This window comes from Pseudomonas sp. Kh14 (assembly GCF_900291005.1).
Classification (GTDB): Bacteria; Pseudomonadota; Gammaproteobacteria; order Pseudomonadales; family Pseudomonadaceae; genus Aquipseudomonas; species Aquipseudomonas alloputida.
Map to the genome: position 1 here is coordinate 131750 of NZ_OLKJ01000038.1, position 26419 is coordinate 158168.

General features: G+C 62.2%; 24 protein-coding genes. 4 read left to right on the forward strand and 20 right to left on the reverse strand.

What is annotated here, in order from left to right; translation table 11 throughout:
- Window positions 1–10: 10 nt before the first annotated feature.
- From FQ668_RS23010 to FQ668_RS23065, 12 genes are all read right to left on the reverse strand, one after another.
- Window positions 11–3073, reverse strand: coding sequence for a type IV secretion system protein IcmB/DotO (locus FQ668_RS23010; protein WP_019438927.1), 3063 nt, complete (start codon window positions 3071–3073; stop codon window positions 11–13).
- Window positions 3074–3136: 63 nt separating this feature from the next.
- Window positions 3137–3883, reverse strand: a complete 747-nt coding sequence (locus tag FQ668_RS23015) for an HNH endonuclease (protein WP_014592470.1) — start codon at window positions 3881–3883, stop codon at window positions 3137–3139.
- 73 nt (window positions 3884–3956) lie between these two features.
- A complete protein-coding gene (locus FQ668_RS23020) occupies window positions 3957–4337 on the reverse strand; it encodes a hypothetical protein (protein WP_014592471.1) in 381 nt (126 codons plus the stop codon).
- 37 nt (window positions 4338–4374) lie between these two features.
- Window positions 4375–4959: a hypothetical protein gene (locus FQ668_RS23025; RefSeq protein ID WP_014592472.1), complete on the reverse strand. Its 585-nt coding sequence runs from the start codon at window positions 4957–4959 to the stop codon at window positions 4375–4377.
- Window positions 4960–4974: 15 nt separating this feature from the next.
- Window positions 4975–5598 carry a hypothetical protein gene (locus FQ668_RS23030; protein ID WP_019438924.1) on the reverse strand — a complete coding sequence of 208 codons (624 nt, stop codon included), beginning with the start codon at window positions 5596–5598 and terminating at the stop codon, window positions 4975–4977.
- Between the two features lie 10 nt (window positions 5599–5608).
- A complete protein-coding gene (locus tag FQ668_RS23035) occupies window positions 5609–7036 on the reverse strand; it encodes a DotG/IcmE/VirB10 family protein (RefSeq protein WP_019438923.1) in 1428 nt (475 codons plus the stop codon).
- Window positions 7033–8046 carry a DotH/IcmK family type IV secretion protein gene (locus FQ668_RS23040; RefSeq protein ID WP_014592475.1) on the reverse strand — a complete coding sequence of 338 codons (1014 nt, stop codon included), beginning with the start codon at window positions 8044–8046 and terminating at the stop codon, window positions 7033–7035. The genes FQ668_RS23035 and FQ668_RS23040 overlap by 4 nt, the downstream gene beginning before the upstream one ends.
- 2 nt (window positions 8047–8048) lie before the next feature.
- A complete protein-coding gene (locus FQ668_RS23045; protein WP_014592476.1) occupies window positions 8049–8813 on the reverse strand; it encodes a DotI/IcmL family type IV secretion protein in 765 nt (254 codons plus the stop codon).
- Entirely contained in the window at window positions 8803–9069 is a 267-nt protein-coding gene (locus FQ668_RS23050; RefSeq protein ID WP_019438921.1) for a hypothetical protein, read from the reverse strand. The genes FQ668_RS23045 and FQ668_RS23050 overlap by 11 nt, the downstream gene beginning before the upstream one ends.
- Window positions 9070–9989: 920 nt before the next feature.
- The gene (locus FQ668_RS23055; protein WP_014592477.1) at window positions 9990–11381 is read right to left on the reverse strand and encodes an amino acid permease; all 1392 of its coding nucleotides are present in this window, start codon (window positions 11379–11381) and stop codon (window positions 9990–9992) included.
- An 882-nt stretch (window positions 11382–12263) separates the two neighbouring features.
- Complete coding sequence (gene gudD, locus FQ668_RS23060; protein ID WP_019438920.1) at window positions 12264–13619, reverse strand: glucarate dehydratase; 1356 nt, start codon at window positions 13617–13619, stop codon at window positions 12264–12266.
- A gap of 19 nt (window positions 13620–13638) precedes the next feature.
- Window positions 13639–14991: an MFS transporter gene (locus FQ668_RS23065; RefSeq protein ID WP_019438919.1), complete on the reverse strand. Its 1353-nt coding sequence runs from the start codon at window positions 14989–14991 to the stop codon at window positions 13639–13641.
- 259 nt (window positions 14992–15250) lie between these two features.
- Here FQ668_RS23065 and FQ668_RS23070 point away from each other — a divergent pair, with 259 nt between their 5' ends.
- Window positions 15251–15952, forward strand: a complete 702-nt coding sequence (locus FQ668_RS23070) for a FadR/GntR family transcriptional regulator (protein WP_019438918.1) — start codon at window positions 15251–15253, stop codon at window positions 15950–15952.
- A gap of 88 nt (window positions 15953–16040) precedes the next feature.
- Here FQ668_RS23070 and FQ668_RS23075 read toward each other — a convergent pair whose 3' ends face one another.
- The 4 genes from FQ668_RS23075 to FQ668_RS23090 all read right to left on the reverse strand — a co-directional run bounded on the left by FQ668_RS23075 (window position 16041) and on the right by FQ668_RS23090 (window position 19391).
- Window positions 16041–17051, reverse strand: coding sequence for an NAD(P)-dependent alcohol dehydrogenase (locus FQ668_RS23075; protein ID WP_014592480.1), 1011 nt, complete (start codon window positions 17049–17051; stop codon window positions 16041–16043).
- 164 nt (window positions 17052–17215) lie between these two features.
- The gene (locus tag FQ668_RS23080) at window positions 17216–17806 is read right to left on the reverse strand and encodes an HAD family hydrolase (protein ID WP_014592481.1); all 591 of its coding nucleotides are present in this window, start codon (window positions 17804–17806) and stop codon (window positions 17216–17218) included.
- Entirely contained in the window at window positions 17803–18672 is an 870-nt protein-coding gene (gene tesB, locus FQ668_RS23085) for an acyl-CoA thioesterase II (RefSeq protein WP_003249851.1), read from the reverse strand. Before tesB ends, FQ668_RS23080 begins: the two co-directional genes overlap by 4 nt.
- Before the next feature lie 149 nt (window positions 18673–18821).
- Complete coding sequence (locus FQ668_RS23090; protein WP_019438917.1) at window positions 18822–19391, reverse strand: GNAT family N-acetyltransferase; 570 nt, start codon at window positions 19389–19391, stop codon at window positions 18822–18824.
- 179 nt (window positions 19392–19570) lie between these two features.
- On the opposite strand from FQ668_RS23090, the gene FQ668_RS23095 reads away from it, so the two are divergent.
- From FQ668_RS23095 to FQ668_RS23105, 3 genes are all read left to right on the forward strand, one after another.
- The gene (locus FQ668_RS23095; protein ID WP_019438915.1) at window positions 19571–20257 is read left to right on the forward strand and encodes a histidine phosphatase family protein; all 687 of its coding nucleotides are present in this window, start codon (window positions 19571–19573) and stop codon (window positions 20255–20257) included.
- A 202-nt stretch (window positions 20258–20459) separates the two neighbouring features.
- Window positions 20460–21374 carry a histone deacetylase gene (locus FQ668_RS23100; RefSeq protein WP_026031969.1) on the forward strand — a complete coding sequence of 305 codons (915 nt, stop codon included), beginning with the start codon at window positions 20460–20462 and terminating at the stop codon, window positions 21372–21374.
- A gap of 148 nt (window positions 21375–21522) precedes the next feature.
- The gene (locus tag FQ668_RS23105; RefSeq protein ID WP_019438913.1) at window positions 21523–22761 is read left to right on the forward strand and encodes a TIGR03862 family flavoprotein; all 1239 of its coding nucleotides are present in this window, start codon (window positions 21523–21525) and stop codon (window positions 22759–22761) included.
- 105 nt (window positions 22762–22866) lie between these two features.
- Here FQ668_RS23105 and FQ668_RS23110 read toward each other — a convergent pair whose 3' ends face one another.
- From FQ668_RS23110 to FQ668_RS23125, 4 genes are all read right to left on the reverse strand, one after another.
- Window positions 22867–24198, reverse strand: a complete 1332-nt coding sequence (locus tag FQ668_RS23110; protein WP_014592486.1) for a DEAD/DEAH box helicase — start codon at window positions 24196–24198, stop codon at window positions 22867–22869.
- A gap of 55 nt (window positions 24199–24253) precedes the next feature.
- Window positions 24254–25174 (reverse strand): drug/metabolite exporter YedA, encoded by a 921-nt coding sequence (yedA, locus tag FQ668_RS23115; RefSeq protein WP_014592487.1) that lies wholly within the window; start codon window positions 25172–25174, stop codon window positions 24254–24256.
- Window positions 25175–25313: 139 nt separating this feature from the next.
- Entirely contained in the window at window positions 25314–25925 is a 612-nt protein-coding gene (locus FQ668_RS23120) for a PolC-type DNA polymerase III (protein WP_019438912.1), read from the reverse strand.
- Between the two features lie 9 nt (window positions 25926–25934).
- Complete coding sequence (locus FQ668_RS23125) at window positions 25935–26414, reverse strand: NYN domain-containing protein (protein ID WP_019438911.1); 480 nt, start codon at window positions 26412–26414, stop codon at window positions 25935–25937.
- Between the last annotated feature and the right edge of the window lie 5 nt (window positions 26415–26419).

The window sequence follows — 26419 nt, forward strand, 5'->3', positions numbered from 1 at the left end:
TGTCACTCCCTCACACTACGTCTTCGAATGCACTGGCGCTGATGTAGTCAGCCACCAGGTCTTTGGCGATCCGCGCGATCACCGACTGCTCCATGTCGTCATCGACGAACTCGACGTCCTTGAACGTCTCTCGCTTCAAGCGTTCGACCATGTCTTTGCACCCCCCTGAAGGGAAGCGCCGGGCCAGCAGGGCCAGCGCATCGGGGCGCGGCATGTGCTCGTAGAGCATGGTGCGCAGCTTGCGGTCCTCGGCGGTCGTGGTCAGTGCCCACAGGCGCATCGGCCCGGCAGACATGGTGAACAGCTGGCTGTAGGTGGCATTCTTGGTCTCGAAGCGGGCCAGGAAGGTACAGCCATGCTTGTTCGCACCGTGCACGAAGTTGACCAGCGCATGCTCTTCGGTGTCAGACAGGCCGATGTTCTTCCGCAACCAGTCGCGGGTTTCCTTGGTGCCCGAGTCGAGGATGAAGGTGGCCGTGGCGATCTTGGTCAGCTGGCCGAAGTCTTCCATCAACTGCGAAGCCAGAATGATCTCCATGTTCCACTTACGGGCCTCGCGGCCATCGGTCTGCATCTGCTCCTGCAAGCCCACGTGGCCACCAGTCTTGTGGAATTCGTCCATGCACATGACCTTGTATTCATCCACCAGGTCGGCCACCAGGCGCTCGTAGAACGGCAGGTACTTCTCGGTGAAGAACGGGAAGTCCTCCTTCGAGAATGCCACCTTCTTCATGAAACACTGGCGGGCGATCATGTACATCAAGGCAGTCTGCTTCTTCGCCGAAGCAGAGCCCTGCAGCGCCACGTCCTGCAGGTCGAGGGCAACGATGCGGGCACTGCCGACGTCGAAACGGGTGTGGTCGGCGAACACCGGGAAGTCGCCGACCGCCTCGCGAATGCCGAGAATGAACGCATCGACCAGGCTGCGCCCTACCTCACCGGAGCCTTCGTACTCGGCACGCACCTCTTCGGTGGATGCCACCGCCACCAGGTCGTTGAGGGTAGGCACCGCATAGCGCTGGGTGACTTCCGCTTCGTACACCATGCCGGCATCGAACATTGCATCGACCAGTTCCCAGTAGGTGGTGGCCGGCAGAATGCGGAAGCCCAGCGCCGCCACGGCGCCGTCGACCACGTCGTTGTGCCCGGGCTTGTAGGTTTCCGGGCTGGCCCTCTCGATCTTGTCGTCCTTGCGCCGGTAGGCCAGGTCAACCATGCGGCCGACGAAGTTGCTCATCCCTTCATAGGGCTTTTCGCGTTCGGGCGGCGTCACCAGGATAGTGAGAAAGTTCTTGTTGAACTCGCGGTCCTTCGGCAGCGGGTAACGCTGGCCAAGCGGAGTGTCCAGTGGGTTGATGCAGTCCTTGCGAGCGTTCTGCAAACGTTTGTACACCACCAGGTGATGCAGCCGTGGTGGCAGGTTGTCGCGCACCAGGTCGCAGAAACCGGACGAAGAAATACCGATGTCGGTGATGCCGATGTAGGGCAACCCGGTCAGGCCCGGCATCAGGCACGATTCGAAGTGGTTGTTGTTCATCAACACCGACTTGCCCGAGCCTGGCTTGCCTGCAATCAGGGTGATCCAGGTGGTCTGCTGCGAGGAAAAACGCTGGTACTTGAGGATCTTGCCATCCAGGCTGCGGTAGATGGTCGACCCTTCCTGGAACGGCGAAGCTGGCCGGGTCAGCGGCAGCATGGCCACGGCATCGCCCAGCGGCGCAGCGGCCGGGTCGCCCAGGTGCTTGGTGGTCAGGGCCAGACAGTTGGACTGAAACGCCTGCATCGGGTTACCGGTACGTTCGATGAACACGGGCTGGCCCCAGGCTTCCAGGGTGCGCCAAAGCTTCGACTTGCGCAGCGCCAGTTCCTTCACGCCCTTTTCGTCCGGGCTGGCCCAGGTCATCGCGGCCACTTGCAGCTTGACCATGCATTCACCGTCACGCACGCGCTCGCGCAGTTCCTTGGTGGCGAGGTTGATGTTGCGGTTCTGCTCGGAGGTGACCGACAGCAGCTGGGCGAACAGGCTCTTCCAGGCCAGCACACTCATGCCGTCGGAGGACAGCATGATCGACACCGAATACGGCAAAGCGCGCGACACACCGTTCTCTTGCGTTTCCGCGCGGTTGAGGCTGTTGAACAGGGTGTTGAAGTATTGCGGCTCTGCCGGTGGAATCGACATCAACAACGGCGCATACACGCGCGAGCCAACCCGCACACTGGTAGGATCCGGCAGCAGACTGGTGCGCTCGCCACTGCCGATTTCAGCCGAAGTGACCATGATTTGGCTGGGCAGCGTGGGGTACATGAACTCCGACATGTCGCCATTGCGCTTGCTGGTCTTCCAGCGCATGGGAATGGCGCTACCCGGAATATAGGGCTTCCAGGTACGCGGCGTGATGTCGGGGTTTACCTTCGCACGGATGGCGCGGATCGCTTCACTGACGTCGAGCACATCCGCCGAGCAACCGAACTCAGGGGACGTCAGGTCTTCGGAAATCTTGGTGACAAAGGAAAGGTGGCGGTCCTTGAGGTAGGAAATAGGCCGCAGCAGGTTCTGCGCTTCGGCGGTGGCCGGCCACTCCGATTCCTTCCTGAACTCGTTCAGCGCCTCGCGCGCCATCGACCTTTCGGTCTGGTCGAGCAGCGCGGGCCGCGACCAGAACACGAGGTAGCATTCTTCGTCATACACATACTGAGCGTACTTGCTGACACCTTCGTTGATCAGGTGCCGCACGTTGAGGTTCAGCCGCTCGGCGGTTGCTGCCTGCTGCAAGGCGTTCTGCTCCAGCGGCGCGGTCGCATCCAGGTCGCGGCTGAAGACAATCTGCAGGTGGTGGCCGCGTACCTTGAAGTACACCGAGAGCGACGCTTCCAGCAGGCTGACCAGGCGTTCGAACTGTTCGCGCCCAAGCACGCTCTTGGTGCCGTTGAAGCGCACGATGGAAGCCAGCGAACCGTCGTTTGCGACGATGGCCTGCCCGCCATCGACCGTTTCCAGGTCGCAATAGTCCTGCACGTCTGCCTTGAGCTGGCTCAGCACCGTCAGGATCACCGCCTCGAGTTTGTTAAACATTTCCTTGTTCTCCCTTGCCAACGCTCTCAACGGCGAGACTGAGCAGCAGTACGAGCGGCTGCATCAAGCAAAATTCTTCAGTAACTGGCCGGTCAATGCCGACCAGTTAGCTGGCAAAAACACCGCACGGTTATTGGCCGCGTAGTATTCGAGTTGTCCATCTTTGAACGCGCTTTTGGTTGGGAACAGCCGTAACGGCGCCAACCATTCAGCGCGCTTGCTAAATTCTTCATCGCTGACAAGTTGCTTGCTCGCGAGGGTTTCCGCCACGCCAAGCACGGTGATGACTTCGCCACCGAATATTTCTTTCAGCGTGTCATTACCACGAAACTTGAAAGCCGCCAGCAGGCTGGCCAGCTTTTCATTGGCCGCCACGTCATCGAGCAACTCATTAACGTAGATACAGCGGGCAATGTTATTGATCTCGGTTTGCGTCAGTTCCTGCACGGCGACGAAAAAGCCGGTGTCATTCATGGCGCAGGCGCCAAGATGATGAACCTGACGACACAGGTTGCAGGCGGTGATCAGGTTTTCCTTGGTGCAGTTGTCGGCATTGCCGTCCAGTGCATGAAGTTCCTGAAACTTTGCAGACTTGAACCCGCAAAAGCGGCAGGTGTAATTGTCGCGCTGCCACACCGAAGTGCGAAGTTTGCTGTTTTCATCGCTGAACAGTTTGCGCTGGTCATCGTCCGAGCGCCACAGCGGCCGACGCACGCCAAATACCGGCTGGTTGGCAGTTCGACTGAGATAGCCACTCGACAACGTGGGCACAGTGTTTGCCCCGCGTTCAGAAGCGTTTGTTTCGCTCACGTCCGAATATTCCCGAAACTGTTCTTGAGGTGCGGGGCATGACGCCCCGCAATAGGTTCAGCGGCGTGCAGCGTTAGTTGACCAAAGTGTTGCGCATGATCCACATCACGGTACCGACACCCGCCATCAGGCCGCCGATGAACAGGCCGACAATCGCCGACATCGGCTTCTCACGCTCATCCTTGGAGGCTTTCCACAGGGTGTACAGGGAGATGGCAACAACTACGAAACCACCAACCGACACCAACGAGATCAGCAGCGTGGCGCCGCCCTGAGCAGTGTCGTCGATGTTGCTCATGACATCACTGGCCGTCTTGCCACCCGACTTGTCCTGGGTCAGGTCGGTTTTGTCGATGGCAAAAGCCGACGGTGCCGCCAGGGCCCCGATAACAGCGGTAGTTGCACGAACCTTGGCCGAATCGTATGCAGCTTTCAGAGTTTTGAGTGCTTTCATAAGTGACGCTCCTTATATTTCATGTTTCGAAAAGCCGTTACGACCACGGCGTGAAGAGGCCAACCAGATTGAATCCGATTGTGTTATTGAGTACATCGCTGAACCATTTGAAGTTCCATGCCAGGACGCCGCCGATGATCCAGCCGCTGGCGGTGCCGAGGCCGGCTTGAGTTTGATTGTTGTAATAACCGTTTACCGTCAACCAACCTTTCACCATGGCGATAAAGCCGACAACCTGCATGATGCCCAGTAGGGCCAGGGTTGCCAGTTGTGCCTGCTCTTGCAAAGTCGTCCCGGTCGAGGAATAGGACAACATGCGCGAATTGGCATAATCCCCGGTCAGGGTTCGCGACATGATGCCCATCCACTCCAGCGTACCGATCGCCAGCAAGATAGAGCCGATCACCAATTGCACACAGGCAGAGCCGACAGAAAAACGCTGTCTTCCGGCCACATATTTCAATGCGTTGTCATGGGTCACGCCCCACAACTCGATCAACGCCGCACCGGTCAGATAGAGGCCGATAAGCACGGCAATACCCTGGCACATCATGATCGCTGTCGGGATGACCTTCCCGATATTGACCATTACATCTACTAGATCGGCAAATCCGGCCGCCATGACAACGTCCCTGTTTTAAAGAGCGGGTGAAGTAACCACGATGCCGCTGTCGCGATCGACGGCAAGCACTTTCAATTCGCGCTGCACCGGTGGCAACGGGTCGCCGGCCTTGACGCTGTCTTCGCTATCGCCATTTTTCACCCAGGCCCGGTGCCCGACCACCGCCTGCACCTTGTAGCCCGAGGACTGCGGGATCGGGTGAGCGCGCCTGGTGTATCCTTGCGAGACAACGGGCGCCGGCTCCCGACGCGGTGGCTTGATCACCTCCACGCGCTGACGGCTGTCTTCGTAGAACTGCATGCGCTGCTGCAGGCCGGACAGGTTGTTATCCAGGGCCTTTATCTGGCTCAACAGCAGTTGAGTATTGCGCTGCGATTCCTCGCGCACGATCTTCAGCTGTTTTTCGCTGTTTTCCTGGGCCTGCAGCGCCGCCTGCGCCTGCTCCCGGGACTTGGCCAGCTCGATGCTCAGCACATCCATGCGTGGCTGTTGCGCCAATTGTGCCTGGGACTGCGGGATGCGCCTGGCCTTGGCCGCTGGCGACGAGGTCGCCTTGATCACGACCACGGCGAGCACAATGAGCGCCAGGAAGCTGCCGGCAAAAACGCCAATGAGTTTTCCGAACGACCAGTTCTTCATGTCGAACTCCTTATCGAGATTGATCGTGAACGTCTTGCAGGAAGAACAGGCCAAAGCCTTTGTTCGCAGGAGTTGCGTAGGTGGCCGGGCGGTTGAAGCCGCGGCGCACTTCGCCGGCGATGGCGGTGCCCATTTCACCGACCGACGAACCGATCACCTGCTTGGTCGAGGGCTCGGTAGTGGTCTGTGCCACAACGCCACTCGGGCTGATGACAGTGGTACCCGCTGTCTGCTGGTAAGCCCGACCGTAGCCGGACAACAGCGAGGCGGCACCCAGGGCGAAATAGCGCTCCATGGTGTGGTGGTCCTTGGTCTCGGCAATGCCCTGCTTGGCATCATCCTCGCGCAATGCCACAGCGCTGATGCGCATGGTCGGACGAGGGTCGTTGACCGGTGGCGCAAGAATGGTGAACTTCACGCGAATGTTGTCGGGCGCCTGCTCGATCTTGCCGATCAGCTTGGAACCGTTCCACTTGCCGCCTCGAATGGTCGCCAGCACGTCACCACCATCATCGGTGTTGACCTCGGCATCGAGCGTGGCGTACATGATGGTACCGGTCTTGATCAGCATCGCCCGGTCGGTGTCACCCACGGCCTCGATGGCATTGGGGTCCTTGTCCTTGGCAGCCCGTACTGCGGGGCCTGTGACACTGCCGCCAGCGCGCTCGGTCGGGTAGTAGCTGACGGTGCTGAAGCTGCTTCTCTCAGCGAAGCCCTTGGCACTTTCAGACTCGCCCATCAGTTGCTTGATCGACTTCAGCGTTTCGCTTTTCAGCTCGCTGACGTACTGGTCGCGCTGCTCCTCGGCCTTTTTCAGCTCCTCCTCCAGACGCCGGCGCTCCTGCTCCTGGGACTGGGCGCTGGCCACACCAGGCCGCTGTGAAACCTGGGCTGAGTCACGAGGCGGCATACCCGCCCCGATGTAAATCTCGGGCGAACGCTGATTGCCGTCATTGTAAGGCTGCCCAGGCACGTTGAACTGCGCGCCCTGGCCACGAGCCAGATCCCGCCCGGTGGACTGCACGATGTTCGGATCGAAGCCAGGCTGATAGGACATCCCGCGCTCGGCAGCCTGTTCGGCCTCCAACATGCTGCGCTGCGCACGGCGCTCTGCTTCGGCCTTGGTAATAGGGTCGATCGACACTTCAGGTTGCGGCGCATTCGGCACGTCCACCGTGGACGCCTTGCCCGCAGGCGCATCCTTCGAAGACATGCCGTTGTAGGCCAGGGCGCCCAGCGCCAGCACGACCAACCCGGCAGCAATCAGCGAGACCTTGCCGACACCGGAACCGAACACCGCCTGCAAGTTGCGCTGCATCTCATCGGACTTGCGCGCCTTCTTCACCTGCGGGCCAGCCGGCCCGTCGCGGTCGGCTACCAGGTGCTCGTCCTCTTCATCGAAGCCCGAGTCGTTCGGCGGCATGTTGTTATCACTCATTGCAGATTCCCTTGCTCGATGAAGACGGTTACGGCTTGCCCGCCAGTCGTGAACGTGACGCTGTTCTGCAGGCCCGCATAGCGATACACCGCCACACCGGTGGTGCTTCGCGCTGCGTTGGTGTAGGCCGGATATTGCGCATCAGCCTTGGCTTTCACGTACATGTTCGGGCCATAGCTCCAGGCCTCGACGCCCTCCAGCCCGGTCACCTTCAGGCGGTTGGCATCTTTCGGCGGCACACCATCCAGGAAGTAGGTCAGCGCATCGTCGATCGACGGCATCCGCAACATCGCCACACTCGCTGTCGCATCCGGGTTGCGCCCCGGCACCTTGGCATCAACACGCATGTCCACTTCTTCCTGGCCGGCGGCCAGGATCAGGATGATCGGCGTGGCCAGGCCGCGCAGGGTGACGGTGACGTTGCCGTAGGCCGCCGCTGTGGCGGGGTCCAGAGTGAGGATGTTGGTCGGTGCGGCAGTACCGTTCTGACCGTTCTGCCCACCTCGCTCGCGACCGTCGCTGAACAGCTCGCGGTTGATCGACACGTTCTGGATCATCCACGGCTGCCCGGCATAGTCGGAGAACACGATCGATGACTGCTGGCCCTTGCTCAGGCGAACGATGGGGGGCGATACCCCCGGGTCGAGGTTGAGTGCCAACGTGCGGGTCACCGGCTTGGCCGGGCTGACATAGGCGGTTGCCTTCTGCTTTTCCCGCTCCAGCCACAGCTGCTTGATCAACTCGACTTGCGACGATGTCAGCTGCGAGTCCTGCACGTCGTTGACCGTGTCACTGATGACATCCTCCGGGCGCGGATAGACCACTTGAGCAGCGCTGGATACCTGCCGGCCCAGGCCATTCATCGGCGGCTGGGGCGGAGCCTCGCTTCCTTGCGCCGCGTCAACCTGCCCTGCGCCACCCTCGGCAGCGGGCGCAGTTGGCGCCTCGTTGGCAAATGCAGGCAAAGCGATAGCGCTCGCAAGCAACGATGCGATCAGATGCTTCTTCATGGTCACTTCCTTGAGGTGTACGGCGACAGCTGAACAGAATCGACGGCAATGCCTTTGATGTTGGTGGCCGAGGCGGGGATCTGGACGATGGTCACGGCGGCGAGGAAGTCCTGGCGCGAGCGCGCCTGCTGGTCACCGCCGACATAGAATTCGATGGCAATCGGTACCTGCACCAGCCAGTAGTTCTGCCCGCTGGCCAGCACACCAGCCTCTTCGACCTGGGCAACCTGGGTGGCCATGGCGCGCAGGATCATCCGCCCCTTGAGCACGCGCTCCAGGTTGCCGGAATCGTCCAGGGTCTTCAGGAAAGCCTTGCGCCCCTCGTCGGTGTACCAGCGGGCGCCCGCAGAATTGAGGTTGGAGCGGTAGTTCACATAGTCGTAGGAGTACGAATTGACCACGGCATCCTTGGCATACTCGGCAAGGGTGGCCGGGGTTACGCGCGGATTGCTCTCGGTCGAGACTTCACAGATCGCGTGATTGTCAGTGGTCGGGATCCAGCGGTACTTCGGGTACCAGAACACCACCGCAGCGATGGTGACGCCAAATACGCAAGTCAGCGCCAACAGTTGGCCCCATACGCGCTTGTTGCGGCGCTTGAGATCGAGGCATTCCAGCTGCAGGCGCTTGACTTCACGCACGGTGGCCGCTGCTTCACCCGGCGTTTCATCCAGCGCCAGCTCCAGCAGTTTCTCTTCGTCCGTGCCCCGCCGAGTCTCCTGCGCTTCGCCACCAGGGGTTCCGTGTTGGGTTTCCTTACTCGACATTGCGGATTTCCCCTGTCGTTCCGTCGTAGATGCAAATCGAGTCGGTTCCGTCATAGAACACGACATTTTCAAAGTTGGTTTGAGTCACCAGCCAGATGGCAGCAACCGCAACAAACGGCAGCAGGCCTATGCACGCCCACTCGCCAACATTCAGCAACACGCCAAGCAAGCGGTTGTAGCGTCGCAGCGCGCGAACATCCACGTCCTGCCCTGCACCGCTGCCCCATGACGTAGTGATAGACCCCAGCTCATCCATATCTCGCTCCATGCGGCGGCATTTTCATCCAAAACTTAGAAAGCTGCAACAGCGAAATTTTGACAGATTGAGATAATACCTGCAATCCGCGACGCATTTTGACACGCCAGCACCCGAGCCTTTGACGCTAAATTGGCCAGATCACGCGAGCGCCCAGCCAAACAAAACCCTGCCCAAAACAGGGCTTTTATCCAATAAATGCTAATAAAATCAGAATGTTGAGATTGAGCGCCCAGCCACCAGATTCGACTGAGCACTTGAGTACTGCAGGTTTTAAAAAATGAAGGCCTTCAGATTATTATGATGCTATAAACCTGACCATTCAGTCATGTGCAGAGGCCAAACCAGCCTGCTTTGAAAAGCCTTTGAGAAACTGTATAACCCACGAATTTCGTGGCTTACAGGGGCTTTAGAGGGCCATACTTCCAGGTTGGTGACGGGGGGAGTTGCAACACTTCCGCCATAACACTCCTAGAACTTGCTCCAGCCTTCCTCCCTGACCTTCACCGAGGGCCTACACCCACACACCTCGGTTTAAAAACCCTCTTAAATCAAGGGAAGCGGCACTTCAAAAGCGCGTTCTGCCGCTTGGCATGTTGCGCAGCGCAACCGCAGAACCGGCGGATAAAATCCGACCGAGGCGTATAAGCCCAACGCCAGAGTAACGACCCAGCATGGCTAAAACGTGATTTTCCAACAAATACACAATATTCCGCGATAACGGCTTTTTGATATCAAACTGCCAGCACTCCTCACATGTTTGGGTGCCCTGCAAATCGAACGCCGCCGGGGCGGCGCTCGATCTCATGGACGATAAAAAACTTGCGACAAACACCCTTCAGCGCCGCCGCTATTTCACGCCCGAAAAAAAAGGGCACCCATCCTCGGGTGCCCTTTGCCTTACAGCCAGGTGAACTGAATCACCCCATCGATCGCGCGCCCACCGGTTGCGCATGGCCCCTCGACGTCACGATCCCCAGGAAGGAAATCACGATCGCCAGGCCCAATGTCGAGCTCACTTCCGCCCGATGCTCAGGCGTGTACATCATCACCGCCAGCGCCCCGGCAATGAAAATGATCACCGCCCAGGTCAGGTACGGGAACAGCCACATGCGGAACTTCAGTTCGGTGTTCTCGCGCTCCAGTCGGCGGCGCATGCGCAGCTGGGAGATGGCGATAACCATGTACACCAACAGGGCGATGGCGCCAGAGCTGGCCAGCAGGAACTCGAACACACCCTTCGGTGCGAAGTAGTTGAGGACCGCGATGGCCGCACCGATCAGGGTGCTGCCGAATACTGCAGCACGCGGTACACCGACCTTGGAGGTCTTGTTGAGGAAGGCCGGGGCGTCACCGCGCTTGGCCAGCGAAAACATCATCCGCGAAGCGATGTAGATCGACGAGTTCATGCAACTGGTAACGGCTACCAGAACCACCAGGTCGACCATGAATGCCGCGTTGGGGATGTTCATGATTTCCAGCGCACGCTGGTACGAACCCACCACCGCCAGCTGCGGGTCGTTCCACGGCACCACCGAAATAATCACGAAGATCGACAGGATGTAGAAGGTGCTGATACGCCAGATCACCGAGCGAGTGGCCTTGGCGATGTTGCGCGACGGGTCGCTGGACTCGGACGCGGCGATGGTCACCGCCTCGGTGCCGATGAAGCTGAACATCACGGTGATGAACGCCCCCACCACTGCCGACCAGCCTTTCGGCGCAAAGCCGCCGTATTCGGCCATCAACCCGCTCAACCCACTGACCTCGCGGTTGGGCAGCCAGCCCATCAGCGCGGCGAAGCCCAGGCCGATGAAGCCCAGGATGGCGGTGACCTTGAGGATGGCGAACCAGAACTCGAACTCGCCGTACTTGGCCACGCTGAACAGGTTGGTACCGGCCAGCAGCAACACCGAAGCCAGGGCGAAGATCCAGCTGTCCACCTGCGGGAACCAGGCGTTCAACACATGCCCGGCGGCCAATGCTTCGATAGGAATCACCAGTACCCAGAACCACCAGTACAACCAGCCGATGGTATAGCCGGCCCAGCGGCCAATGGCCTGGTCGGCATAGGTGGAAAACGATCCGGTGTCGGGGTGTGCCACGGCCATTTCGCCGAGCATGCGCATGACCAGTACCACCAGGGTCCCGGCCACGAAATAGGAAATTATGGTTGCTGGCCCGGCTGCCGCGATGGCGTGGCCAGAGCCTACGAAAAGTCCGGCGCCGATAATGCCGGCGATGGACAGCATCGTTACGTGACGTGGCTTGAAACCTTGTGCAAGGTTGCCATCAGATCCCACGGTGTTCATTGATGTTGTTCTCTTTTTGCTGACACAAGGAAGGACGGGCAGGCGTAGGCGAAAAATATCTCCTTTGAAATCAATAAGTCGACACGTTGTTCGCGCGCTGTTGTTGATATTTGGCACGCGTCACAGAGCAAGGTGTCAGTGCGGTTCGGGGTTCATTTAATCCCCGCATGGCTGTGGGGAATTACACGAGAACGCCACGGAACTGTTCGATCACGACAGGGCATTTCCATCAACGCCAGATGTCGCGAATGGCATATCCGATCGCGCCACAGGCCCAAATGGAGCTTTTGTTTTTCATTTGAATGTGTGTTGCCTGTGCCGGCCTTTTCGCGGGTGAACCCGCTCCTACAACGGTACGTGGCGATGCCACCGATTGATGTAGGAGCGGGCTTGCCCGCGAATGCGGTGGCGGGTGCGACGGTGAATGACTGGGGGTATTGGGCGGCAGGTCCGGCCTATTCGCGGGTGAACCCGCTCCTACAAGGGGGCGTGGCGACGGTGCCGATTGATGAATGCGGTGGCGGGTGCGGCGGTGAATGACTGGGGGTATTGGGCGGCAGGTCCGGCCTATTCGCGGGTGAACCCGCTCCTACAAGGGTGCGTGGCGATGGTGCCGATTGATGAATGCGGTGGCAGGTGCGGCGGTGAATGACTGGGGGTATTGGGCGGCAGGTCCGGCCTATTCGCGGGTGAACCCGCTCCTACAACGGTACGTGGCGACGGTGCCGATTGATGAATGCGGTGGCGGGTGCGGCGGTGAATGACTGGAGGTATTGGGCGGCAGGTCCGGCCTATTCGCGGGTGAACCCGCTCCTACGACGGTGTGGGGCGACACCACCGGTTGATGTAGGAGCGGGCTTGCCCGCGAAGAGGCCCGCAGCCTCAACGCACCAGGCAAGGCCGTTTGTTATCGAAGCTCCAACCCGGAATCAGGAACTGCATCGCCACGCTGTCATCCCGCGCACCCAGCCCCATGTTGCGGTAGCACTCATGGGCCTTGGCCAGTTGGTCTTCATCCAGTTCCACGCCCAAGCCCGGCCGCGCCGGCACTCGCACATGCCCGTCGACAATGCGCAGCGCCTCACGGGTCAGGCGCTGGCCATCCTGCCAGATCCAGTGGGTGTCGATCGCCGTGATCTCACCCGGCGCCGCAGCCGCCACCTGGGTGAACATCGCCAGCGAAATGTCGAAGTGGTTATTGGAATGAGAACCCCAGGTCAGCCCCCAGTCGTTGCACATCTGCGCCACCCGTACCGAACCCTGCAAGGTCCAGAAGTGCGGGTCGGCCAGCGGAATGTCCACCGACTGTAACTGAATGGCATGGCCCATCTGTCGCCAGTCAGTAGCGATCATGTTGGTCGCGGTGGGCAGGCCGGTGGCGCGGCGGAACTCGGCCATCACCTCGCGGCCCGAATAACCGTTCTCGGCGCCGCACGGGTCTTCGGCGTAAGCCAGTACATCGTGCTTGTCGCGGCACAGGGCGATGGCCTCCTTCAGCGACCACGCGCCATTGGGGTCGAGCGTGATGCGCGCTTCGGGGAAGCGTTCGGCCAGCGCTGTCACAGCCTCCATCTCTTCTTCACCGCGCAGCACGCCGCCCTTGAGCTTGAAATCGCTGAAGCCATAGCGCGCTTTGGCGGCCTCGGCCAGCCGCACCACTGCTGCCGGGGTCAGGGCCTTTTCATGGCGCAGGCGAAACCAGTCGTCATCGCTGTCGGCTTCGTTGCGGTAGGCCAGGTCGGTCTGCTGGCGGTCGCCGATGTAGAACAGATAGCCGAGCATCTTCACCGCATCACGTTGCTGGCCCTCGCCCAGCAATGCTGCCATCGGCACATTCAGGTGCTGGCCGAGCAGGTCGAGCAATGCCGACTCAATGGCCGTCACCGCATGCACGGTGATGCGCAGGTCGAAGGTCTGCAGACCGCGGCCCGCCGAGTCACGGTTGGCGAAGGTCTGGCGCATGGCATTGAGCACACGCTGGTAATGGCCGATCGGTTGGCCGACAACCAGGCTGCGGGCGTCCTCCAGGGTCTGGCGAATCTTCTCGCCACCGGGCACTTCACCCAGGCCAGTATTGCCGGCGCTGTCGCGCAGCACCACCACGTTGCGGGTGAAGAACGGGCCATGGGCGCCACTGAGGTTGAGCAGCATGCTGTCATGGCCGGCCACGGGGACCACGCGCAGGTCGGTGACCACCGGGGTGCTGGCATGTACGGCGGGATTGGTCTGCATATTCATGGTTGTTGTCTCGCAGTCATCAGTGGGTCTGGCCCAAGGCCGAAGGGGCATTGAGGTCATCGGAAGGGACGCCCTTGGGGCGAGTGCGTACGAAGAAGATGGCAATCGCCGCCAGCACCGAGGTCACCGCCAGGCCGTACAGCCCGCCCTGGATCGAGCCAGTCTGCTGCTCCAGCAAGCCGAAGGTGGTGGGGGCAACGAAGCCGCCGAGGTTGCCGACCGAGTTGATCAGGGCAATCACCGCCGCAGCGATGCGGGCGTCCAGGTAGCCCTGGGGGATTGGCCAGAACAGTGACGACGCTGACTTGAAGCCGATCGCGGCGAAGCACACGGCGACGAAGGCGAACACCGGCCCACCCGTGGTGGACATGAACATGCCCGTGGCAGCGACCAGCAGGGCGCCCGCCACCCAGGCCTGCTGGAACTTCCAGCGAGCGGAACCGGCGGCGAAGGCGTACATGGCCAGGATCGAGATCAGCCAAGGGATCGAGTTGAAGAAACCGACCTGCATGTCACTGAGGTCGCCCATCCGCTTGATGATGCTGGGCAGCCAGAAGGTGGCGGCATAGATGGTCAGCTGGATACAGAAGTAGATCAGGCAGAACAGCACGATCTGGCGGTCCTTGAGCAGGCTCCAGGCCGACGGCCTGACCGCGCCGATGGCCTCACGCGCTTGCTGCTCGCGGTCGATGGTGGCGACCAGCGCGTCCTGCTCGGCCTTGCTCAGCCACTTGGCGTCCTGCGGCTTGGAGTCGAGCCAGAAGAACACAAAGAAGCACAGCGCCACCGAGGCCATGCCTTCAATGAACAGCATCCACTGCCAACCATGCAGGCCCAGGCCCTGGATCTGCATCAACGCCCCGGCCAGCGGCCCGGAAATCAACGAAGCCAGGGCCGAGCCACTGAGGAAGATGGCAATGGCCTTGCCGCGCTCTGCCGCCGGCAGCCAGCGGGTGAAGTAGTAGATCACGCCAGGAAAGAAGCCTGCTTCGGCCACCCCAAGCAGAAAACGCAACACGTAGAACTGGGTTTCGTTCTGCACGAAGGCCATGGCCGTGGCCACCAGCCCCCAGGTGAACATGATACGGGTCAGCCACAGCCGGGCACCGACCTTTTGCAGCAGCATGTTCGAAGGTACTTCGAACAACGCGTAACCGATAAAGAACAGCCCGGCACCAAAGCCATAGGCCGCAGCGCTGATGCCCAGGTCGCTTTCCAGGTGCGGGCGGACAAAGCCAATGTTGACGCGGTCAAGGTAGTTGACGATGAACATGATGACGAACAGCGGCAGGACGTGGCGCTTGACCTTGGCCACGGCACTGGCCAACGCGTCGCCTTCATGCCGGGCAGACGGAGCGAGGGTGTCGTTCACTTGCGGATCTCCCACTAATTGTTTTTGTGCGGGTCGGGTTGTCTGACATGGCAGTGGGGAGGAGCTTATTCGCAGCGAGGTTGTACGACAAGATCATTAACGTCGGCAAAATAGCAAAATACAAGCTGTCATAATGCTAATTTGATCCGAACGTGCAAAAACAGATCAATTAAATGCTGAATTGGATGCGCGAAAAATCGGCAAAAAATTTTTCTATCGATTAACTTGTCGTACAAGCAAATCAAGAAGCGGATCCCACATGGAACCCGAACACGCTCGCAAACGCGGCCATAGCCGTGCCCATGACCTGGTTTCCAGCCTGACCCAGCAGATTCTGCTGGGCACCTTCAAACCAGGCGACAAACTGCCTTCGGAAAACACCTTGGTGCGCGAGCACGGGGTCAGCCGCACGGTGGTTCGCGAAGCCTTGTCGAAGCTGCAGGCCTCTGGGCTGGTGGAGCCGCGCCACGGGATCGGTACGTTCGTGATGGAGCGCCAGGCCCAGGCCGGGCTGCGCGTTGCGGCGGAGAGCGCGGCGAATGTGCGCGATCTGCTGGAGCTGCGTATTGGCCTTGAGGGCCAGGCTGCCGCGCTGGCCGCACTGCGTCGTGATGAGGGGCAACTGGCGCGCATGCGCCAGGCGCTGGATGACTATCAGGACCTGGCCGCTGCCGGCGACAGCTGCATCGAAGCCGACCGGCGCTTTCACCTGCTGATTGCCGAGGCCACCGGCAATCTGTATTTCACCGAGATGCTGTTGCAACTGGGTAACGGCCTGATACCGCGCAACCGCATGGCCCTGGCCGAGCGCGCGGGGGCCAAGCTGGCGCGGCAAGCGTACCTGGCCAACCTGGAGCATGAGGCGATCCTCAATGCCATTTGCCGACAAGACCCGGATGCCGCACGGGCGGCAGTGTGCCTGCACCTGTCCAACAGCCGAGACCGGCTACTGCCGGACTGACTGTCAGGCAGTGCAAGGCCTCGGGCTTGATGCTACGAACAGAGTGGCGTGCAGGGTGGCCGTTACATACAGCTACCCTGCCCTCACTTCACCAGGTCAGGCAGATCTTGCCGAAATGCCGGTTGCTCTCCTGGTAACGGAACGCCTCGACGATCTGTTCCAGTTCGAAATGCTTGTCCACCACCGGCCGCAGGCCGTTGGCATCAATCGCACGCACCATCGCCTGCTGCTGCGCTCGGCTGCCAACCAGCACCCCTTGCAGCCGAATCTGCCGCACCAGCGCCTGCACCAGCGGCAACTGCCCGGCCACCCCGGTAAGGATGCCGATCAGCGAAACATGCCCGCCAATGCGCGCAGCAATCATCGACTGCTCCAGTGTCGCCGGGCCGCCCACTTCAATCACATGATCGACACCGCGGTTGCCAGTCAGCTCGCGCACCTTCTCACCCCAGGCCGGGGTGCTCTTGTAGTTGATCAGGTGGTCGGCACCCAGGGCCTTCAGGCGCTCCAGCTTGGCATCGCTGGACGAGGTGGCGATCACGGTCGCGCCCGCCAGCTTGGCGAACTGCAGGGCGAAAATCGACACACCGCCGGTACCCTGCACCAGCACCGTGTCGCCGGGCTTGAGGTGATCATCGCTCATCAGCGCCCGCCAGGCGGTAAGGCCGGCGGTGGTCAGGGTGGCAGCCTCGGCATGGCTGAAACCCTGGGGTGCCAGGGTGAAGGCGGTGGTGCGGGCAGTCACCTGCTCGCGGGCGTAGCCATCGATGCCGTCGCCGGGCACTCGGGCAAAGCCCTCGACATTGGCCTGGCCATCGAGCCAGTCCGGGAAGAAGGTGCTGACCACATTGTCGCCGACCTGGAACTCAGTGACGCCATCCCCCACCGCAACCACCTCGCCGGCGCCATCGGCCATGGGGATGCGTCGCTCGCTCGGGCCCCACATGCCGCTGACCACGGCGAAATCGTGGTAGTTGAGGGAACTGGCGTGCAGGCGCACGGTAATCTCGCCGGCCTGGGGGGCCTGGGCCTCGCAGGTGCCGACCTGGACCTTGTCGTAGCCGCCGCCGGGTTGTACGTAGATGGCCTTGCTGCTCATGGGTGGGTCTCCGTATCAGAGCAAAGAATGGGGTTCAGCATAGACAGATCCGGCCCTTTCGCGGGCACGCCCGCCCCCACAGGGGCACCACAGGGCCCGAGACGTGCGCAATACCTGTGGAAGCGGGCATGCCCGCGAAGAGGCCCGCATTGCCAACACAAGCGTCAGCCCAGCATCACCTTCAACGCCCGGCAATCCTCTGCATGCCAATCCACCAGCTCCGGCCAGGGGTTGTCCGGCAGGTTCACCAGCACCGTGCGCGCCCCCGCCGCCCGCCCGCAGTCCAGGTCAAAGCGGTAATCCCCCACCATCACCAGTTCGCTCGGCGTCACGCCCCAGGCGCTGGCAATCTTCAGCAGCCCATCAGGGCTAGGCTTCGGCGCAGCCTCGTCACGCCCGAGAATGTGTTCCACCGGGAAGCAGTCCGCCAGGCCAATGGCCTCCAGCGTTACATGCGCCAGCTCACGCGCATTGCGGGTCAGAATACCCAGCCGGCACCCGCGCCCGGCCAACTCACGCACCAGTTCCACCGCCCCGGTGGCCGCCGTGGAGGCCGTTGCCAGGTCCCTTTCGTGCTCCAGCAACCAGGCATGCTTGGCCGCCGCTTCCTCTGCCGGCAAGGCCGCCAGGTGGGTGAGGATGTCGTGTTCGGCCGGGATGTCCAGCGCCACCCGAATGGCGGCAAAGTCGTGCACGGCCACGGTCAGGGTGCCGTCCATGTCGAACACCCAGTTGCGCACCTCGCCCAGGCTCATGCCCAGTCCTTGCGATGGCGAATCAGGCCTTCCTGGCTCGACGATGCCACCAGTTGCCCGGCCTGGTTGAAAATGCTGCCGCGGCAGAAGCCACGGGAATTGCCGGCCCAGGGGCTATCGGTGGCGTACAGGAGCCACTCGTCGGCGCGCAGGTTGCCGTGAAACCACAGCGAATGGTCGAGGCTGGCGATCTGCATGTCGCGCTGCCACACCGATTTGCCATGGGGCAGCAACGCCGTGGTCAGCAGGCCGAAGTCCGAGGCGTAGGCCAGCATGTACTTGTGCAGGGCAGGCACGTCAGGCAGGTTGCCGTCGGCGCGGAACCAGGCGTATTTCACCGGGTCGCCCGGCTTGGGGTTGAACGGGTCGCGCTCGGTGACCGGGCGGATCTCGATCGGCTTGGCACACAGCACCTTGTCGCGAATGCGCTCGGGTAACTGGTCGGCCATGGCACGGGCCAGTTCGACCTCGGTAGGCAGGTTTTCCGGGCCGACCACGTCAGGCATCTGCGCCTGGTGCTCGAAGCCTTCCTCGTCGTACTGGAACGATGCACTGCAGGTGAAGATGGTCTGGCCCTTCTGGATCGCCGTCACCCGCCGCGTACTGAAGCTGCCGCCATCGCGCACGCGGTCTACCGAGTACACCACTGGAAGGCTGGCATCGCCCGGGCGCAGGAAGTAGCCGTGCAACGAATGCACATGGCGCGCGTCCTCGACTGTCTGACTGGCAGCCGACAACGACTGGCCCAGCACTTGGCCACCGTAAAGCTGGCGGAAGCCCAGGTCCTGGCTACGTCCACGGAACAGGTTCTCCTCGATGGATTCGAGGCTCAACAGGTCGACCAGGTCGTCCAACACATGACTCATCGGCGGTTCTCCGTAGGAGCGAGCCTAGCTCGCGATGCGCCGCCCGAGCGGCGCTCGATTTCACAGGCGCTGAACGTGTTACGGGCAAGCGCCTTCCAAGTAGGCAAATGATACAGCGTTTGTCATTCGCGCCGGGCATGGCTGTGCATTCAGGCGCGCAGAGTGCGCTCCCAGTGCGCGCGATCGATCCGGTACAGCACATGCGGGCGCAGCGGGTGGCCGATGGGCAGGCGGGGGTGCTCGAAGCTGCCTTGCAGGTCCTGCTGCATGCCGATGGCTTGCATCACCTTCTGCGACGGCAGGTTGCATTCGCTGGTGAACGACACGACCTCCTCCAGGCGCAACTGGGCAAAAGCACAACGCAGGCAGGTCCACGCCGCTTCGCTGGCAAAGCCAAGGCCCCAGTGACGGCGTGCCAGACGCCAGCCGATCTCCACCGCCGGGGCAAAAGGCGCGTCGAAGTTGACATTGAGCAACCCGGTCATGCCGATGAACGCGCCACTGTCCTTGCGCTCCAGGGCCCACAAACCAAAACCGTACTCATTGAAATGCCCACGCACGCGGCCGATCAACGCAGCCGCCTCAACGCGCGTCAGCGGCGCCGGAAAGTAGCGCATCACCTGTGGGTCGGCGCACAGTGCGGCGAACTCGCGCAAGTCATCGTCATGCCATTGGCGCAGCACCAGCCGTGCGCTTTCCAGTTCAAGGATGGGGGTCATCGGGCCTGCTCCGGTTTACCGCCTTGCAGTTTACAGCGTAGGCGCGGGCGCGGGTTTCACCCAGCCCGCAGCCGCCAAATGCAATTTTCACACGCCCTTCACCGGCCCCCGACAGGCCGCTTGGCAGGATGCCGCCATCCACCACCGCGCCAGCCGCGGTATTGCCAACGGAGCAACGCATGCTATCGAGCAACACCCTGGGGCACCCTGCCATTCATGCCCGGCGCAAGCGACGCCTGGCTCGCAAAGCCGTCGGAGCCGCCCTGGGCCTGTGCATGGTCGTGGCGGCGTTGACCACCTGGCTGGTGACGAGGACGCACATCGTGGACCTTGGCAACGAGCAACAACTGAGTGACAGCGGCATGCTGCAGGACTGGGCCGACGGTGCGGTGATGGTGATGATCCGCCACGCCGAACGCTGCGACAGCGCCCCCGGCCCCTGCCTGGACGACCCCACGGGGATCACCCTGAGCGGCAGCCAGGCCGCTGCCCGCGTGGGCCAAGGGCTGCACCAGCTGGGCCTGAACAAAGCCGACCTGCTCAGCAGCCCGAAACTGCGCACCCGGCAAACCGCGCACTTCATACTCGGTCAGGCGGTGGCCAGCGAGGACTGGCTCGAAAGCTGCGACAGCCAGTTCGCCAACGAAGCGCTTGCACACAAACGCGCGGGCCACAACCTGGTGCTGGTGACTCACAACGGCTGCATCGACCACTTTGCCCGCCAGCAGCACGTTGCTGGCGGCGAACGTCAAAGCAACTATGCCAGCGCCCTGTTCGTATCAGTGGATGGCAATGGCAAAGCACGCATCCTCGGGCGACTGAACGAACCTGACTGGCAACGCGTATTGGCCAGCACAGGAAAATAGCCTATGTGGGAGCGGCCTTGTGTCGCGATTGGGCAGCAGCCCCAAAATTTCAGCGCAGATGCACACATTGCTGGGGCTGCTGCGCAGCCCAATCGCGACACAAGGCCGCACAAAGGGCCGGTACCGGCGCAAGAAACAGGAACTCCCATTGCAGTCACCCGTCATGGCAAGATCAGCACTGGCCCTGATTGCGACCCCATCCATGCCGTTGCCGCTGATCTACCACGAAGATTACAGCCCGGAGTTCCCCGCTGAACACCGCTTTCCGATGGACAAGTTCCGCCTGTTGCACGACCACCTGGTCGGCAGCGGGCTGACCACCGACCAGGCCCTGCTGCGCCCGGACATCTGCCCCAACGACATCCTCGCCCTGGCCCATGACCGCAGCTACATCGCGCGCTACATGAACGGCGAGCTGTCGCGCGAGGACCAGCGCCGCCTCGGCCTGCCCTGGAGCGAGGCCCTGGCTCGGCGTACCGTGCGCGCCGTCGGCGGCTCACTGCTGACTGCCGAGATGGCGCTGCAGCACGGCATCGCCTGCCACCTCGCCGGTGGCACCCACCACGCCCATTACGACCACCCCGCCGGCTTCTGCATTTTCAACGACCTGGCGGTGATCAGCCGCTACCTGCTGGAAGCAGGCCGGGTACATCGGGTGCTGATCTTCGACTGCGATGTGCACCAGGGTGACGGCACCGCGCGCATCCTGCACGACACGCCCGAGGCCATCACCGTGTCGCTGCATTGCGAGCAGAACTTCCCTGCCCGCAAGGCACAAAGCGACTGGGACATCCCCCTGCCCCGAGGCATGGGCGACGCAGCCTATCTGAAGGTGGTGGACGACGCCCTGAACTACCTGCTGCCGCTTTATCAACCCGACCTGGTGCTGTATGACGCCGGTGTCGACGTGCACAAGGACGACGCCCTGGGCTACCTGCAGCTGACCGACGCAGGCGTTGCCGCCCGTGACGAAGCCGTGCTGCGCCACTGCCTGGGCCGCGATATCCCGGTGATGGGCGTGATCGGCGGAGGCTACAGCAAGGACCGCACAGCCTTGGCCAGACGCCACGGCATCCTTCACCACAGCGCGGCACGTGTCATAGGTTGTTCACAATGACTGTGGAACCGCTTGTGGATAACCTGCGCGAAAGGCGCTGCAGCCCTTTACTGGCAAGGCCTGCGTGACACTGGCTATTTTTTGACCAGTGCTTCCATGGGCAGCGCTGCGGTAGAATGCGCCTCTTTTCCACAGCCTGCTGCCCACCATGCCCGATCTGACCCCCGCATCCCCTCCCCCCGCTGTCGTCATCGGTGGCGGCCCCGCCGGCCTGATGGCTGCCGAAGCACTGGCCAGGGCAGGCCTGGCGGTCGAGGTCTTCGATGCCATGCCTTCAGTGGGCCGCAAGTTCCTGCTGGCGGGTGTCGGCGGCATGAACATCACCCATTCCGAGCCCTACCCGGCGTTCGTGGCACGCTATGCCGAACGCCAGGGCGAAATCGAGGCCCTGCTACGCGACTTCGATGCGGACGCGTTGCGCCAGTGGATTCATGGTTTGGGCATCGAAACCTTCGTCGGCACCTCGGGCCGGGTGTTTCCTACCGACATGAAAGCCGCACCGTTGCTGCGTGCCTGGCTCAAGCGCCTGCGCGACAACGGGGTAGTTATCCACACCCGCCATCGCTGGTTGGGCTGGAACACCGATGGCAGCTTGCGAATTGCTTATCCACAGGGCGAACGGCAGGTGAAAGCCTCGGTCGTGGTGCTGGCGCTGGGTGGCGCCAGCTGGGCGCGCTTGGGTTCTGACGGCAGCTGGCAACCGCTGCTGGCAGAACGGGCTGTGGATATCTCGCCTTTGCAGCCGAGCAACTGCGGTTTTGAAGTAGAGGGCTGGAGCGCGCTGCTCAAGGACAAGTTCGCGGGCGCACCGCTGAAGAACATCGCCCTCAGCGTCCCGGGCAGCGCACCGCGCAAGGGCGAGTTCATCCTCACCGCCCAAGGTGTGGAAGGCAGCCTGGTGTATGCCTGGTCGGCACCGGTACGCGAGGCCATCCACCGTGAAGGCCGCGGGGTACTGTTGCTCGACCTGCTGCCGGACAAGCCTGTGGACAAGATTGCCCAGGCACTGGCCAAACCACGCGGTTCACGCTCCATGGCCAAGCACCTGCACAGCCAGCTGGGGATTGATGGGGTCAAGGCGGCACTGCTGCGCGAACTGACCGATCAGGCGACCTTTGCCGACGTTGATGCTCTGGCCCGGGCCATCAAGGCATTGCCCATTACCCTGGTACGCACGCGGCCGCTGGATGAAGCGATCAGCAGTGCCGGCGGGGTCCGCTTCGAGGGCCTGGATGAGGGGTTGATGGTCAAGGGAATGCCGGGGGTGTTCTGTGCCGGCGAGATGCTGGACTGGGAGGCGCCGACCGGGGGGTATCTGCTCACGGCGTGCTTTGCCAGCGGCTTGCGCGCCGGGCGGGCAGCGGCAGATTGGGTGCGGGCTTCCTGACAGCTTGCCGGGGCTGCTTCCACAAGTACTGCGTCAATCCAGATTGTGCAGCCCATGTGGGAGCGGCCTTGCGTCGCGAAAGGGCCGCAAAGCGGCCCCAAAACCTCAAGGCTTGCGCTTGCGCGGCCCACCATTGAAGCTCGGCACCTTGCGTACAGCCTTCACCGCCGGTTCCGCACTGCCAGCTTCACTGCTGTCCATCCAGCGCCCCAGCCCGCGCTTGGCGCTGTTTTCTTTCGGCTTCTTGGGCTTCTTCGGTTTCTTGATAACCTGCCCACTGGCATCGGTCATCGGCACCCGGTGCTCGGGGATGAAATCCGGCTCTTCATGACGCGGCAGGGTCTGCCGGGTCAGCACCTCGATAGCCGCCAGCAGTTGCACTTCATCCGCACACACCAGCGAAATCGCCTCGCCCTTGTTGCCCGCCCGCCCGGTACGCCCGATGCGGTGCACGTAGTCTTCGGCAACGATCGGCAGGTCGAGGTTGACGACCAGCGGCAAGTCATCGATATCCAGGCCACGGGCCGCCACATCGGTCGCCACCAGCACTTGCACCTCACGGGCCTTGAAGCTGTCCAGCGCACGCTGGCGGGTCGCCTGTGGGCGATCACCGTGGATGCCGTCGGCATTCACGCCTTCAGCCAGCAAGCGCTCCACCAGTTGGTCGACGCCATTGCGGGTCTTGGCGAACACCAGCACCTGCTTCCAGCGCTGTTTGCGCAGCAGGTGGCAGAACAGGTCGGCCTTGCGCTTCTTGTCCACAGGCACCAGCCACTGCTTGACGCTGGCGGCCGTGGCGTTGCGCGGGCTGACTTCGATACTGAGAGGGTCATTCAGCGCAAGCCCCGCCAGCATGCGAATCTGATCGGAGAAGGTGGCGGAAAACAGCAGCGTCTGGCGCTTGCGTGGCAGTGCCGCATACACCGACTGCAGCTCTTCGGCAAAGCCCAGGTCAAGCATGCGGTCGGCTTCATCCAGCACCAGTGTCTGCACCTGGTTGAACTTCACGGCGTTCTGCCGGAACAGGTCGAGCAAGCGGCCGGGGGTAGCCACCAGCAGGTCGACACCCCGGCGCAGGCGCATCATCTGTGGGTTGATACTGACCCCGCCATACACCGCGTAAGTACTCAACGGCAGGTTCTCGGCGTATTCGCGCACGTTGTTGTGCACCTGCTCGGCCAGCTCACGCGTGGGTACCAGTACCAAGGCGCGGATCGAGTTGCTGGCCACCTTCTCGCCCTCCAGCGCCAGGCGCTGCAGCACAGGCAGGGCAAAGCCTGCAGTCTTGCCGGTACCGGTCTGGGCTGCGGCCATCAGGTCGCGGCCGGCCAGCACGGCGGGGATGGCTTTGGCCTGCACCGGGGTCGGGGTGGTGTAGTCCAGTTGCTGCAGCGTGCGCAGCAGCGGTTCGATCAGGCCGAGTTTGGCGAAATTCATGGCAATACCGTCAGGGGGTTCAGCGAAGGCGGCAAGTTTACCGCATCGCCCCTGCCTACTTGCAGATTTCACCTTTCAACGGTGGCACAGGTTCAGGCGCCTTGCGCCACTGCGGCAAGCCGATCAGCACCACCGCGCCGATGATCACTGCCATCGCCACACACTCTTCAGCGCCAATCTGCTCACCGGCAAAGACGATCCCCAGCAGCACCGCCACCGCCGGGTTGACGTAGGCGTAGCTGGTGGCCGCTGCCGGACGCACATGCTTGAGCAGGTACATGTAGGCACTGAACGCCAGGATCGAACCGAAGAACACCAGGTAGGCCAGCGCCCCCCAGCCAGCGGCGGTCGGCAGCTGTGTCATGCGTTCGCCCGATAGCACACTGCCCAGCAACAGCACCGCCCCCCCGACCAGCATTTCCGCTGCGCTGGCCATCGGCCCCTGGGGCAGCGGCAAGGTCTTGCTCCACACCGAGCCAAACGCCCAGGACGCCGCCGCGAAGATGATCAGCGCAGCACCTATCGGGCTTGCCTGCAGGTTGGAGCCCAGGTTCAGCAGGCCGATGCCCACCAGCCCAAGGGCTATCCCCGCCCACTCCAGCTTCGAATTGCGGTGCCCGAACAACAGGCCGAACAGCAAGGTGAACAGCGGCACCGTCGCCACCGCCAAAGCCGCCACGCCCGAAGCCACGCCGGCATGCTCGGCCACGGTCACCCCGCCGTTGCCACAGCTGAGCAACAAGAAACCGATCGCCCCTGCCGCCCGCCATTGCGGCCAGGTAGGTGCCGGCACGCCGCGCCAACGCAGGAAGCCGTACAGCAGCCCCCCGGCGATCAGGAAGCGCACACCGGCCATAAGCATCGGAGGCCAGCTCTCGACGCCGATGCGAATGAACAGGTAAGTGGAACCCCATACCAGATACAGGGCCAGGAAAGCGCCAATCAGCAGCAGCGGGAAACGACGGGAGGCAGGCATGGGGAAAACTCGAAATCCGTTTACGGGTGACTCAGTTTAACGGCCTGCCTGGGTGAAGGGACGTTACAGAACGGGTGCAAATGAGCGGCACAATTCTGGTGCGTTCGACGCAGGCGATAGTTCCCCAGACGTTCACTTGCTAATCCCTGCAGTACTTGGCCAGCGCTTCGCGCAGCTTCGCAGCCGGGGTCTTCTGCAGCCGGCAAAGCAGCTCGTGCGACAGTTGCTGAACCCCGTGGTCCTGGCGCAACACACCCGCCAGATGCTGCAGCAGGTTGGCGGCCATTTCGGCATCGGCCATGGCCCGGTGCGCAGTCCCCGTGTCCGGCAACCCAGCCCAGCGTGTCAAAGTGCCCAGCTTGTGGTTCGGCGCCGCGGGCAGCAGGCGCCGTGACAGCAACAGGGAACACGCGAAGGGCTGGCTGCGGCTGCGGCCAATATGGCTTAGCTCGTAGTCCCAGAACTTCTGGTCGAAAGCAGCGTTGTGCGCCAACAAGGGGGTGCCACCGACGAACTCGGCCACCTCGTTCATCACTTTCTCCACCGGCGGCGCACTGCGCAGCATGGTGGTGGTGATGCCGGTCAGCCCTGCGACGAAGGCCGGCACCGGCACGCCAGCGTTCATCAGGCTCTGGTAGCGCTCGACAATGCGCCCACCTTCAAGCATTACCACCGCCACCTCGGTGGCACGGCAGCCGGTACCGGGGGAAATGCCGGTGGTTTCAAAGTCGATGACAGCGATACGTTCCATGAAAAGACCTTAGTGTTTAAGCAACAGCGCGCCTTCGATGGGCACGTAGCGGGTGGCAGCACGGATCAGTGACAACGCCGTCAGCCCCGGTACGCCATACACCACCGCTTCGGTGCCATGGCGCTGGATTACCCGTTCCAGCAGCAGGTCGAAATCACCGTCGCCGGAGGCCAGCACCACCTGGTCGACCCGGCTGGCCGCGTCGATCACATCCAGGGTAATGCCCACATCCCAGTCACCTTTGGCCGAGCCATCGCTGCGCTGGATGAACGGTTTGAGGCGCACATCGAAACCGAGGTTGCGCAAGATCTGCTGGAACTGCTGCTGTTTGCTGTCGCCACGGTCGATGGCATAAGCCAAGGCCTCGACGATCTGGCCTTCGCGGCTGACATCGGCCCACAGGGCGGTGTAGTTGAAGTGGCAGCCGTGGGCCTGGCGCACGGTGTAGTAGAGGTTCTGCACATCGGCGAACAACGCGATCTTTTTCACCTGGG

Excerpts from the sequence above, each read along its gene's own strand:
- FQ668_RS23010 (WP_019438927.1), bottom strand. The coding sequence starts at position 3,073 with ATGTTTAACAAACTCGAGGCGGTGATCCTGACGGTGCTGAGCCAGCTC.
- FQ668_RS23020 (WP_014592471.1), bottom strand. The coding sequence starts at position 4,337 with ATGAAAGCACTCAAAACTCTGAAAGCTGCATACGATTCGGCCAAGGTT.
- FQ668_RS23025 (WP_014592472.1), bottom strand. The coding sequence starts at position 4,959 with ATGGCGGCCGGATTTGCCGATCTAGTAGATGTAATGGTCAATATCGGG.
- FQ668_RS23030 (WP_019438924.1), bottom strand. The coding sequence starts at position 5,598 with ATGAAGAACTGGTCGTTCGGAAAACTCATTGGCGTTTTTGCCGGCAGC.
- FQ668_RS23035 (WP_019438923.1), bottom strand. The coding sequence starts at position 7,036 with ATGAGTGATAACAACATGCCGCCGAACGACTCGGGCTTCGATGAAGAG.
- FQ668_RS23040 (WP_014592475.1), bottom strand. The coding sequence starts at position 8,046 with ATGAAGAAGCATCTGATCGCATCGTTGCTTGCGAGCGCTATCGCTTTG.
- FQ668_RS23045 (WP_014592476.1), bottom strand. The coding sequence starts at position 8,813 with ATGTCGAGTAAGGAAACCCAACACGGAACCCCTGGTGGCGAAGCGCAG.
- FQ668_RS23050 (WP_019438921.1), bottom strand. The coding sequence starts at position 9,069 with ATGGATGAGCTGGGGTCTATCACTACGTCATGGGGCAGCGGTGCAGGG.
- FQ668_RS23055 (WP_014592477.1), bottom strand. The coding sequence starts at position 11,381 with ATGAACACCGTGGGATCTGATGGCAACCTTGCACAAGGTTTCAAGCCA.
- gudD (WP_019438920.1), bottom strand. The coding sequence starts at position 13,619 with ATGAATATGCAGACCAATCCCGCCGTACATGCCAGCACCCCGGTGGTC.
- FQ668_RS23070 (WP_019438918.1), top strand. The coding sequence starts at position 15,251 with ATGGAACCCGAACACGCTCGCAAACGCGGCCATAGCCGTGCCCATGAC.
- FQ668_RS23075 (WP_014592480.1), bottom strand. The coding sequence starts at position 17,051 with ATGAGCAGCAAGGCCATCTACGTACAACCCGGCGGCGGCTACGACAAG.
- FQ668_RS23080 (WP_014592481.1), bottom strand. The coding sequence starts at position 17,806 with ATGAGCCTGGGCGAGGTGCGCAACTGGGTGTTCGACATGGACGGCACC.
- tesB (WP_003249851.1), bottom strand. The coding sequence starts at position 18,672 with ATGAGTCATGTGTTGGACGACCTGGTCGACCTGTTGAGCCTCGAATCC.
- FQ668_RS23090 (WP_019438917.1), bottom strand. The coding sequence starts at position 19,391 with ATGACCCCCATCCTTGAACTGGAAAGCGCACGGCTGGTGCTGCGCCAA.
- FQ668_RS23095 (WP_019438915.1), top strand. The coding sequence starts at position 19,571 with ATGCTATCGAGCAACACCCTGGGGCACCCTGCCATTCATGCCCGGCGC.
- FQ668_RS23100 (WP_026031969.1), top strand. The coding sequence starts at position 20,460 with ATGCCGTTGCCGCTGATCTACCACGAAGATTACAGCCCGGAGTTCCCC.
- FQ668_RS23105 (WP_019438913.1), top strand. The coding sequence starts at position 21,523 with ATGCCCGATCTGACCCCCGCATCCCCTCCCCCCGCTGTCGTCATCGGT.
- FQ668_RS23110 (WP_014592486.1), bottom strand. The coding sequence starts at position 24,198 with ATGAATTTCGCCAAACTCGGCCTGATCGAACCGCTGCTGCGCACGCTG.
- yedA (WP_014592487.1), bottom strand. The coding sequence starts at position 25,174 with ATGCCTGCCTCCCGTCGTTTCCCGCTGCTGCTGATTGGCGCTTTCCTG.
- FQ668_RS23120 (WP_019438912.1), bottom strand. The coding sequence starts at position 25,925 with ATGGAACGTATCGCTGTCATCGACTTTGAAACCACCGGCATTTCCCCC.